This is a genomic window from Neoroseomonas rubea (genome assembly GCF_016106015.1).
In the GTDB taxonomy this organism is placed as follows: Bacteria; Pseudomonadota; Alphaproteobacteria; order Acetobacterales; family Acetobacteraceae; genus Neoroseomonas; species Neoroseomonas rubea.
This window is the reverse complement of record NZ_JACADQ010000134.1, coordinates 1-10,330: the sequence shown is the minus strand read 5'-3', so window position 1 is coordinate 10,330 and position 10,330 is coordinate 1. Positions and strand designations below refer to the sequence as shown.

Here is a 10,330-nt window from a genome sequence, read left to right as displayed (position 1 = left end):
CGCCCCGGGCGCGCGCGGCGTCCAGCGCGGCAGCCCGGGCCCGGGCCCGCGCTGCCGACACGTCGGTGAAGGCGTTCAGCGCGGGGTTGCGCGCGGCGATGCGCGTGAGCGCGGCTTCGGCGATCTCCGCGGCGGTTGCCTCGCCGGCCCGGAATGCGCTCGCGATGCCGACCGCGTCCCGGTCGAGCAGGGCATCGAGGCTCATCGGCCCGGCTCGAAGACAGGCGCCGGTTCGACCGCATCCGGCAGCGGAAAGTCCTGCAGAGCCTTGGCGATGGCGGCCGCCACCCGAAGATTGGCCGCCACCGCGGGCCGCCAGGCGGGGTCCATCGGGATGCCGCTGAATGGCAGGAGGGCGTCGATCAGGGCGTCGGGGTCGGGCATGGGCACATCTTCGTCCTGTGAGGCGCCGATGGGAATGCAAGCGGCGCGCCGGCCCGCCTTCCCTCGGCGGCGCTCCGGTGCGACACAGGCACCGACTGCGCGGAGGACAAGCCATGGACCGGTACGATCTCATCCTGAAGGGCGGGCAGGTGGTGATGCCCTGGGGGGTGGAGGCGGCGGACCTCGCCATCGCCGGCGGGCGCATCGCCGCGATCGGTGACCTGCGCACCGCCGAGGCGGCGCAGGTGGTGGACTGCAAGGGCCTGCACGTGATGCCCGGCCTGATCGACCCGCATGTGCACCTGCGCGACCCGGGCGACCCGAATGTCGAGACGATCGCGACGGGGACGAAGGCAGCGGTGCTGGGCGGGCTCGCGAGCGTGTTCGACATGCCGAACACCGCGCCCGCCATCACCGACGCGGCGCGGCTCGATGCCAAGCGCAAGGGGCTCGCGGGCGCGGCCTGGTGCGATGTCGGCCTCTATGTCGGCGCGACCAAGGCGAACATCGCCGCGCTGGCGGAGCTGGAACACCAGCCCAATGTCTGCGCCATCAAGGTCTTCGCCGGCAGCAGCACGGGCGACATGCTCGTCGAGGACGATGCGAGCCTCGAGGCCGTCATGCGATCCGGCCGCCGCCGCATCTGCTATCATTCCGAGGACGAATACCGGCTGCAGGCCCGCAAGCCGATGTTCACGCCCGGGATGCCGCACCGCAACCACATGGAATGGCGGGATGTCGAGACGGCAATGCTGGGCACGCGCCGCCTGATGGCGATCGCGCGCCGGACGAACCGGCCGGCCCATATCCTGCACGTCTCGACGGCAGAGGAGCTCGGCTACCTGGGCGGCTTCCGCGACATCGCGACCTGCGAGGTGCTGCTCAATCACCTGACCCAGACGGACGAGGCCTATGACCGCCTCAAGGGCTATGCGGTGATGAACCCGCCGATCCGCGACGCGCGGCACCTTGAAGCCGCCTGGGCGGCCGTGCGCGACGGGCGGGTCGACTGCGTGGGGTCCGATCACGCGCCGCATTCCCGCGAGGCGAAGGAGCGGCCCTGGCCCAACACCGCGGCGGGGCTGACCGGGATCCAGACCATCGTGCCGCTGATGCTCGACCATGTCAGCGCGGGGCGCCTCTCCCTGCCGCGGCTGGCGGACCTGATGGGCACCGGGCCTGCGCGCGTCTATGGCGCGCTGAACAAGGGCCGGCTCGCGGTCGGCTACGATGGCGACGTCACGGTGGTGGACATGAAGCGCCAGCGGACGATCGAGGACTCCTGGATCGTTTCCCCCTGCGGCTGGACGCCCTTCGCCGGGCATCGCTGCACCGGCTGGCCCGCCATGACGATCGTGCGCGGCAACGTCGTGATGCGGGAGGACGAGGTGCTCGGCACGCCGCTGGGCGCGCCCGTCGCCTTCGCCGACACGGCGCGGGCGTGAGCGCGGAGGCCGTCGCGGCGGCCATCGCGTCCCGCCGATCGATCCGCGCCTTCCTGCCGGAACCTGTGCCGCGGGTGACGGTCGAGCGCATCCTCGACATCGCCGCCCGCGCACCGTCGGGGACCAACATGCAGCCCTGGCGCGCCCATGCGCTGGCCGGGGAACCGCTGAAGCGGCTCTCGGCCGCGCTGGTCGCGGAAGCACTGGCCGGCAAGAAGGTCGAGGCCGAGTACCGCTACTACCCCGACGCCTTCTTCGAGCCCTACATCTCCCGCCGCCGCAAGGTGGGCTGGGACCTCTACGGACTGCTCGGCATCGCGCGTGGGGAGACCGAGAAGATGCGGCGCCAGCATGCGCGCAACCTCGACTTCTTCGGCGCGCCGGTCGGGCTCATCTTCACGATCGACCGGCGGCTCGAGATCGGCTCCTGGCTCGACTACGGCATCTTCCTGGGCAATGTCATGACGGCGGCGCGCGGCATGGGGCTCGACACCTGCCCGCAGGCCGCCTTCGCCCCGCATCACCGGACCATCCGTGAGCATCTCGCCCTGGCAGAGGAGGAGGTGGTGGTCTGCGGCATGGCGCTCGGCCATGCGGATCCTGCCGCGCCGGAGAACGGGCTCGTGACCGAACGCGTGCCAGCGGCGGAGTTCTGCCGCTTCGACGGCTTCCCGTGACGGCCGCGGCGCCGCTCGCAGGCGCGGCGCTTTGGGGGCGGCTGCTGGTGATCGCCGCGCTCTGGGGCGCGGCCTATCCGCTCATCCGGTATCTCGCGGCGCATATGCCGCCCTTCGCGGTGGCCGGCGTGCGCGGCGCGCTCGCGGCGGTCGCGGTCTTCGCCTTCCTCTGGTTCCGGCGCGAACTCGGCGGGCTCGGACGCGGCATGCTGCTGGGGGCCCTCGTGCTGGGGACGCTGGCCGGCATCATTCCGAACACGCTCATCCCGCTCGCGCTGCAGCACATGGAGGCGGCACCGGCCGCGCTGGTGCAGGCGGCGGGGCCGCTCATCGTCACGCTGCTCGCGGGCGCCCTGCTGCCGGGCGAAAGGCCGACCCGCCGCCTGCTGGCGGGCATCGCGGTGGGCTTCGCGGGAATCGCCCTGGTGATCGGGCCGGGCATCACGTCCGGCGGCACGCGCTTCGGCGCGCTGCTGATCCTGGGCGCGACCTTCTCCTACGCGCTCAGCACCGTCTGGGTGCGGATGCGGCCGCGGGGGCCGGCGGCGGGCCTCGCGCTCGGCCAGCAGCTAGTCTCGGGGCTGGTCTCAGGCAGTGCCGCGCTCGCCATCGACGGGCCCGGGGCGCTGGACCAGCCGCCGCAGGTCTGGGTGGTGGCGGTGATCCTCGCGATCTTCGCGACTGCCGTGCCGCTGACGATGTTCCTCGGCCTGACCATGCGCGCCCGCGCGGCGGATGCGGCGATGGTGGGCTACCTCCAGCCGGTCTTCGCGACGATCATCGCCGCAGCCTGGCTCGGCGAGGTGCCGGGCTGGCCGGTGCTGGCAGGCGGCGCCGTGGTGCTCAGCGCGGTCTGGATCGTCACGACGCGCCGATGACACGCACCGGGCTGCCGGCGCCGGCGGGTGCCATCGCTACCGTGGCTCACACCTTCGTGCCCTGCACCTGGCGGATCCAGTCGCCGAGGTTGTAGTGCATCGTCACGCGCGCAATACGACCGCCGCGGATCTCGTAGAAGGCACCAGCCGGCAGAACGTAGCGCTGCCCACACGCTTCGGGCAGGCCCTCGTCCGTCGCGAGATATTCGCCATGGACGACGAACTCGGCCGCGGCCCGGGTCCCGTCCGGCGTCGCCATGACCAAGACGTTCTCGAGCCTTTCGCGGTAGCAGCGATCCATCCGGGCCATGAAGGCGGCGAAGACATCCCGGCCCACTTCCCGCTCGCCCTGGTTCACCTCATGCGCAACGTCCTCCGCCAGCAGCGCCAGCATCGCCGCGCGGTCGCCGCGATTGAAGGCGTCGAGGTAGGCGCGGATCAGTGCGGCAGCATCCATGGTGGTTTCCTTGCGGGGCCCGGGTCGGGCGCCTATAGGTGCGCCGCACCATCAGCGCCAGACCCGTCATGCCGGACAAGCCCCCAAGCTTCCAGGACATCATCCTGCGCCTGCACCGCTTCTGGTCGGCGCAGGGCTGCGTCATTCTGCAGCCCTACGACATGGAAGTGGGCGCGGGCACCTTCCATCCGGCAACGACGCTGCGCGCCCTCGGCCCGAAGCCCTGGAAGGCGGCCTATGTGCAGCCGTCGCGCCGTCCGTCCGATGGCCGCTATGGGGAAAACCCGAACCGGCTGCAGCACTACTATCAATATCAGGTGATCCTGAAGCCATCCCCGCCCGATCCGCAGGCGCTGCTGGTCGAAAGCTACCGCGCGCTCGGCATCGATCCCGCGCTGCACGACATCCGCTTCGTCGAGGATGACTGGGAGAGCCCGACGCTCGGCGCCTGGGGCCTGGGCTGGGAAGTCTGGTGCGACGGAATGGAGGTGACGCAGTTCACCTATTTCCAGCAGGTGGGCGGCATCGCCTGCGAGCAGCCCAGCGCGGAGCTGACCTACGGGCTCGAGCGGCTGGCGATGTACATCCAGGGCGTCGAGAACGTCTACGACCTCGCCTTCAATGACGATGGCGTGACCTATGGGGAGGTCTTCCTCCGCGCCGAGCGCGAATACAGCGCGCATAACTTCGAGCACGCCGACATCGCGATGTTGTTCCGCCATTTCGAGGATGCCGAGCGCGAATGCGCAGCACTTCTCGACCGCGGCCTAGCGCTTCCGGCCTACGACCAGTGCATCAAGGCGAGCCACCGCTTCAACCTGCTCGACGCGCGCGGGGCGATCAGCGTGACGGAGCGGGCTGCCTATATCGGCCGCGTGCGGGCGCTGGCAAAGGGCTGCTGCGACGCTTGGCTGGCCGGGGAAGCCGCGTGACCTTGCCCCGGGCGCCTCTTTCTACCATATGTATGATGCTTTCTACCATAAGGGCGTCATGGGGCAGCTGAACATCAAGGACGATGCGCTGATCGCCGAGGCGAAGGAACTCGCGGCGCTGCTCGGCACGTCCGCGACGGGCGCGGTGCGCGAGGCGGTGCATGAGCGGCTCGCGCGGGAAAAGGCCGCGCGCGACGAACGGAAGCAGCGCATGTTCGATGCCATCATGGCCATTTCCGACCGCGCCTCGAAGCTCGTGCCGCCCGGCGTGACGAGCGACCACCGCGACCTCTACGACGAGAACGGCCTACCGAAGTGATCGTCGATTCGTCAGCCCTGATCGCGATCCTGTTCCAGGAATCCGAGGCGTCGGCTTTCGCCTCGGCCCTGCGCGAGGCGCCGACGCGCAACGTCGCCGCGCCCACCGTCGTCGAGGCCGCGCTGGTGGCCGAAGGGCGCGTGGGGCCGGAAATGGGCCGCGAACTGGACGATCTTCTGGCGGCGATGCAGGCGGAGATCGTCCCCTTCACCGCCGAACACGCGGCCCTCGCGCGCGAAGCCTGGCGCCGCTACGGCAAGGGGCGGCACCCGGCGGGGCTCAACCTCGGCGATTGCGTCTCCTACGCGCTCGCCAAGGCACGCAATGAGCCGCTCTTGTTCAAGGGCGACGATTTCGCCCGCACCGACGTGAAGGCTGCGATCTAGTGCCTGACCTGCTGCTCGAGCTTTTCTCCGAGGAAATCCCCGCGCGCATGCAGGCGCGCGCGGCCGAGGACCTTTCGCGGCTTTTCGCCGAACGCTGTGGCGCGCTGCTGGACGGCACGCCGCGCGTCTTCTTCGGCCCACGCCGCATCGGGCTGGCCGCCACGCTCAGGGCCAGCGTCACGACAGAGGGCAAGGAGGAACGCGGTCCGCGCCTCGGCGCCCCCGACCAGGCGCTGGACGGCTTCCTGCGCAAGCATGGCGCCGCGCGCGACCAGCTTAAGCAGGAAGGCCAGTTCTGGGTGCTCGCGAAGCCTGGCGAGACGGTGGAAGCGCGCGCGCTGGTCGCGACAGCGATGCCGGCCATCATCCGCGCCTTCCCCTGGCCCAAGTCGATGCGCTGGGGCGGAAGCTCCGCCATGGCCTGGGTGCGGCCGCTCAAGCGCATCCTCTGCGTGCTGGAGGGCGAGGTCGTGCCCTTCGACCTGCGCGCCGGGGAGGATGACGGACACGGGCTTGCCTCCGGCAACGAGACCGAGGGCCACCGCATCATGGCGCCCGGCGCCTTCGCGGTGCGCGGCTTCGCAGACTACGCGGCGGGGCTGCGCGAGCGGCGCGTTGTGCTGGACGCGGCGGAACGCGCGACGACGATCCGCGACGGCATCGCGGCCCTCGCCGCGGCCGAGGGGATTTCCGTCGTGCCCGACGAAGCGCTGGTCGCGGAAGTGGCGGGCCTGGTCGAATGGCCCGTGCCGCTGCTCGGGCGGATCGACGACGCCTTCATGGACCTGCCGCCCGAGGTGATGCGGACGACGATGCGCGTCAACCAGCGCTATTTCGCGCTGCGGCGCGCGGACGGGTCGGCGGCGCCACGCTTCGCGCTGGTCGCCAACATCGCCGCCCCCGATGGCGGCGCCGCGATCGTCGCGGGCAACGAACGCGTGCTGCGCGCGCGGCTGTCCGACGCGCGCTTCTTCTGGGACCTGGACCGCAAGCAGTCGCTCGACTCCTTCCTGCCGAAGCTCGACACCGTGGTGTTCCACGCGAAGCTTGGTACGCAGGGCCAGCGCGTGGCGCGGCTGGAGCGGCTCGCGCGGATCATCGCCGGGAAGGTCGGGGCGGAACCCGATCTTGCGGCGCGCGCGGCGCGGCTCGCCAAGGCCGACCTCGCCTCCGGCATGGTGGGCGAGTTCCCCGAATTGCAGGGCGTGATGGGGCGCTACTACGCGCTGGGCCAGGGGGAGGATGCGCGCGTCGCCGAGGCGATCGCTGCGCATTACCGTCCGCTCGGGCCGGGGGACGAGGTGCCGTCGGAACCCGTCGCGGTCGCGGTGGCGCTGGCGGACAAGCTGGACCAGTTGGCGGGGTTCTTCGCGGTGGATGAGCGCCCGACCGGCTCGGGCGATCCCTTCGCGCTGCGGCGGGCGGCGCTGGGCGTGATCCGGATCGTGCGGGAGAATGGGCTGAGGCTGCCGCTCGCGGACGTGCTGGCGGAGGCCTTCTTCGGCTACGCGCAATCCACGGGCACGACCACTTCCCCCGATTTCGGCATGGAGGTGGCGCGCGAGAAGCTGGCCGCCGACTGGACACTACCGCCGGGCCATCGCCACCCGACCATGGTGGCCGCCTTCGCCGCGGGCATGATGGACTTCATCGCCGAACGCCTGCGCGTGCAGCTGCGCGCGGACGGCGCGCGGCATGACGTCGTCACCGCCGTCTTCGGCGCCGCGCCGGACGACGACCTGAACCGCCTGCTGCGCCGCGCCGATTCCGTCCGTGCCTTCGTCGAATCCGAAGCCGGCGCGAACCTCCTCGCCGCCCATCGCCGTGCCGCGAACATCCTGCGCATCGAGGAAAAGCGCGACGGCCACGCCTTCGACACAGGCTATGAAAAGCACCTTCTGAAAGCGCATGAGGAAGAATCGCTGGCCGCCGCGCTGGAAGCCGCCGCCGCGCGCATCGCCCTCGACCTCGACGCCGAGGATTTCGAGCGCGCGATGGATGCCATGGCCACGCTCCGCGCACCCGTCGATGCCTTCTTCGACAAGGTGATCGTCAACGATCCGGCGCCCGAACTCCGCCGCAATCGCCTGAAACTTCTCGCCCGCCTTCGCGCCACGATGGACGCGGTGGCTGATTTCTCGAAGATCGAAGCCTAGGGGTCCCCCGATGACGCAGTGGGTCTACAGCTTTGGCGCCGGCCACAACGAAGGCCGCGCCGACATGCGCAACCTGCTCGGCGGCAAGGGAGCGAACCTGGCCGAGATGGCCTCGATCGGCCTGCCGGTGCCGCCCGGCTTCACCATCACCACCGAGGTCTGCACCTGGTACTACCAGAACGGCCAGCATTATCCGGCGGATCTGGAAGCGCAGGTGAAGGCCGGCCTCGTGCGCGTCGAGGACGCGGTCGGCAACCGCTTCGGCGACCATCACAAGCCGCTGCTCGTCTCCGTGCGCTCCGGCGCGCGCGTGTCGATGCCGGGGATGATGGACACGGTGCTGAACCTCGGCCTGAACGACGCGACCGTTGAAGGCCTGGTCACCGCCTCGGGCGACGCCCGCTTCGCCTGGGATTCCTACCGCCGCTTCATCCAGATGTATGGCTCGGTCGTGCTCGGCGTCGATCATCACCGGTTCGAGGAGATCATCGAGCATGTGAAGCTCGACACCGGCAAGATCGAGGACACCGACCTCTCCGCCGCCGAATGGCACCGCGTGGTGCACGGCTACAAGGAGATGGTGCGGGAAGTGACGGGCAAGCCCTTCCCGCAGGACCCGTGGGAACAGCTCTGGGGCGCGATCGGCGCCGTCTTCTCCTCCTGGCAGAACCAGCGCGCCGTCACCTATCGCCGGCTGCACGACATCCCGGCCGAATGGGGCACGGCGGTGAACGTGCAGGCGATGGTCTTCGGCAACATGGGCGAGGATTGCGCGACCGGCGTCTGTTTCACGCGCGACCCGTCCACAGGCGAGAACATCTTCTACGGCGAGTACCTGATCAACGCGCAGGGGGAGGACGTCGTCGCCGGCATCCGCACCCCGCAGCCCATGGCGCAGCTCAAGGCCAAGCCGAACGAGCGCAGCATGGAAGTCGCGATGCCCGCCGCCTATGCGGAACTGGTGAAGGTGCGCGAGACGCTCGAGCGCCACTACCGCGACATGCAGGACATCGAGTTCACGGTGCAGAGCAACAAGCTCTACATGCTGCAGACCCGCAACGGAAAGCGCACCGCGGCCGCCTCGCTCAAGATCGCGGTCGACATGGCGCAGGAAGGCCTGATCGACCACACCGAGGCGATCCGCCGCGTGAACCCCGCCGCGCTCGACCAACTGCTGCATCCGACGCTCGACCCCAAGGCATCACGCAAGCTGCTGGCCAAGGGGCTCCCCGCCTCCCCGGGTGCGGCATCCGGCATCGTCGTGTTCAGCGCAGATGAAGCCGAGGCGCGCGCGCAGAAGGGCGAGAGCGTCATCCTCGTGCGCATCGAGACGAGCCCCGAGGACATCCACGGCATGCACGCTGCCAAGGGCATCCTGACCACGCGCGGGGGCATGACGAGCCACGCCGCCGTCGTCGCCCGCGGCATGGGCCGGCCCTGCGTGGCCGGCTGTGGCTCCGTCTCGGTCGACTACAACAACCAGGTGCTCTCCTCCGGCGGCGTGCAGATCCGCGGCGGGGAAGTGCTGACGATCGATGGCGGGACGGGCGAGGTCTTCGTCGGCCCCGTCGCGATGATCGAGCCGCAGCTCTCGGGCGACTTCGCCACGCTGATGGGCTGGGCGGACAAGGTGCGGCGCCTGCGCGTGCGCGCCAATGCCGAGACGCCGCTCGATGCCGAGACGGCGCGCAAGTTCGGCGCGGAAGGCATCGGCCTGTGCCGCACCGAGCACATGTTCTTCGACCCCGAGCGCATCGGCGCCGTGCGCCAGATGATCATGGCCGAGACCGAGGCCGGGCGCCGCATCGCGCTCGCGCGCCTGCTGCCCTTCCAGCGGCAGGACTTCATCGACCTGTTCCGCATCATGGCCGGCCTGCCGGTGACGATCCGCCTGCTCGACCCTCCGCTGCACGAATTCCTGCCGCATTCGGACTACGAGATCGCCGAGGTCGCCTCCTCCCTCGGCGCGAATGTCGAGGAGATGCGCCGGCGGGCGCAGGAGCTTTCCGAAGCCAACCCGATGCTCGGCCATCGCGGCTGCCGGCTCGGCATCTCCTACCCCGAGATCTACGAGATGCAGGCCCGCGCCATCTTCGAGGCCGCCTGCGCGATCGGGAAGGAGACGCACAAGGCGCCGCATCCCGAGATTATGATCCCCCTCGTCGCCACGCGGCGGGAGCTTGAGATCACGCGCGCCCTGGTCGATCGCGTGGCGCAGGAGGTCTTCGCCGAGACCGGCTACCACATCGACTACAGCGTCGGCACCATGATCGAGCTGCCGCGCGCGGCACTGACCGCCGATGCGATCGCCGGGACGGCGGACTTCTTCTCCTTCGGCACCAACGACCTGACGCAGACGACCTTCGGCCTGTCGCGCGACGATGCGGGCAAGTTCCTGCCGCTCTATGTCGAGAAGGGCATCTTCCCGAAGGACCCCTTCGTCTCCATCGATCCGGACGGCGTCGGCGCGCTGGTGCGCATCGCGGCGGAAAAGGGCCGGCGCGTGAAGGCCGACATCAAGCTCGGCATCTGCGGCGAGCATGGCGGCGACCCGTCCTCGATCCATTTCTGCGAGAGCGTCGGGCTCGACTACGTCTCCTGCTCGCCCTACCGCGTGCCGGTCGCGCGGCTGGCGGCGGCGCAGGCGGCGCTGGCCGGCGGCGGGGGCGACCGCACGGCGTGATCCACCGGGCGGC

General features: G+C 70.3%; 10 protein-coding genes and 1 pseudogene. 8 read left to right on the top strand and 3 right to left on the bottom strand.

Translation table 11 applies throughout. The annotated features are described in order from the left end of the window. Positions 1-205, bottom strand: a pseudogene (locus tag HW577_RS13775) (hypothetical protein); the annotation flags it as partial. Beyond that, positions 202-384 (bottom strand): DUF4089 domain-containing protein, encoded by a 183-nt coding sequence (locus HW577_RS13770; RefSeq protein ID WP_198376710.1) that lies wholly within the window; start codon positions 382-384, stop codon positions 202-204. The gene HW577_RS13770 and the pseudogene HW577_RS13775, both read right to left, overlap by 4 nt. A 113-nt stretch (positions 385-497) precedes the next feature. Here HW577_RS13770 and HW577_RS13765 point away from each other — a divergent pair, with 113 nt between their 5' ends. The 3 genes from HW577_RS13765 to HW577_RS13755 are packed head-to-tail and all read left to right on the top strand — an operon-like array spanning position 498 to position 3,384. Next, positions 498-1,829: a dihydroorotase gene (locus tag HW577_RS13765; protein WP_198376709.1), complete on the top strand. Its 1,332-nt coding sequence runs from the start codon at positions 498-500 to the stop codon at positions 1,827-1,829. Continuing rightward, on the top strand, positions 1,826-2,506 hold the full coding sequence (locus HW577_RS13760) for a nitroreductase (protein ID WP_198376708.1): 681 nt from the start codon (positions 1,826-1,828) through the stop codon (positions 2,504-2,506). Before HW577_RS13765 ends, HW577_RS13760 begins: the two co-directional genes overlap by 4 nt. Then, on the top strand, positions 2,503-3,384 hold the full coding sequence (locus tag HW577_RS13755) for a DMT family transporter (protein WP_198376707.1): 882 nt from the start codon (positions 2,503-2,505) through the stop codon (positions 3,382-3,384). The genes HW577_RS13760 and HW577_RS13755 overlap by 4 nt, the downstream gene beginning before the upstream one ends. Positions 3,385-3,430: 46 nt before the next feature. On the opposite strand, the gene HW577_RS13750 is transcribed toward HW577_RS13755, so the two are convergent. Then, entirely contained in the window at positions 3,431-3,841 is a 411-nt protein-coding gene (locus HW577_RS13750; RefSeq protein ID WP_198376706.1) for a ketosteroid isomerase-related protein, read from the bottom strand. A 68-nt stretch (positions 3,842-3,909) separates the two neighbouring features. Here HW577_RS13750 and HW577_RS13745 point away from each other — a divergent pair, with 68 nt between their 5' ends. The 5 genes from HW577_RS13745 to ppdK are packed head-to-tail and all read left to right on the top strand — an operon-like array spanning position 3,910 to position 10,317. Further along, positions 3,910-4,773 (top strand): glycine--tRNA ligase subunit alpha, encoded by an 864-nt coding sequence (locus tag HW577_RS13745; RefSeq protein WP_198376705.1) that lies wholly within the window; start codon positions 3,910-3,912, stop codon positions 4,771-4,773. A 58-nt stretch (positions 4,774-4,831) separates the two neighbouring features. Then, a complete protein-coding gene (locus HW577_RS13740; RefSeq protein ID WP_198376704.1) occupies positions 4,832-5,092 on the top strand; it encodes a type II toxin-antitoxin system VapB family antitoxin in 261 nt (86 codons plus the stop codon). Then, positions 5,089-5,478: a type II toxin-antitoxin system VapC family toxin gene (locus tag HW577_RS13735; RefSeq protein ID WP_198376703.1), complete on the top strand. Its 390-nt coding sequence runs from the start codon at positions 5,089-5,091 to the stop codon at positions 5,476-5,478. The genes HW577_RS13740 and HW577_RS13735 overlap by 4 nt, the downstream gene beginning before the upstream one ends. Continuing rightward, entirely contained in the window at positions 5,478-7,634 is a 2,157-nt protein-coding gene (glyS, locus tag HW577_RS13730; protein WP_198376702.1) for a glycine--tRNA ligase subunit beta, read from the top strand. Before HW577_RS13735 ends, glyS begins: the two co-directional genes overlap by 1 nt. 10 nt (positions 7,635-7,644) lie before the next feature. Further along, positions 7,645-10,317 carry a pyruvate, phosphate dikinase gene (gene ppdK, locus HW577_RS13725; RefSeq protein ID WP_198376701.1) on the top strand — a complete coding sequence of 891 codons (2,673 nt, stop codon included), beginning with the start codon at positions 7,645-7,647 and terminating at the stop codon, positions 10,315-10,317. Positions 10,318-10,330 lie beyond the last annotated feature (13 nt).

Coding starts and splice junctions, on each gene's coding strand:
- HW577_RS13770 (WP_198376710.1), bottom strand. CDS start 384: ATGCCCGACCCCGACGCCCTGATCGACGCCCTCCTGCCATTCAGCGGC.
- HW577_RS13765 (WP_198376709.1), top strand. CDS start 498: ATGGACCGGTACGATCTCATCCTGAAGGGCGGGCAGGTGGTGATGCCC.
- HW577_RS13750 (WP_198376706.1), bottom strand. CDS start 3,841: ATGGATGCTGCCGCACTGATCCGCGCCTACCTCGACGCCTTCAATCGC.
- HW577_RS13745 (WP_198376705.1), top strand. CDS start 3,910: ATGCCGGACAAGCCCCCAAGCTTCCAGGACATCATCCTGCGCCTGCAC.
- HW577_RS13740 (WP_198376704.1), top strand. CDS start 4,832: ATGGGGCAGCTGAACATCAAGGACGATGCGCTGATCGCCGAGGCGAAG.
- ppdK (WP_198376701.1), top strand. CDS start 7,645: ATGACGCAGTGGGTCTACAGCTTTGGCGCCGGCCACAACGAAGGCCGC.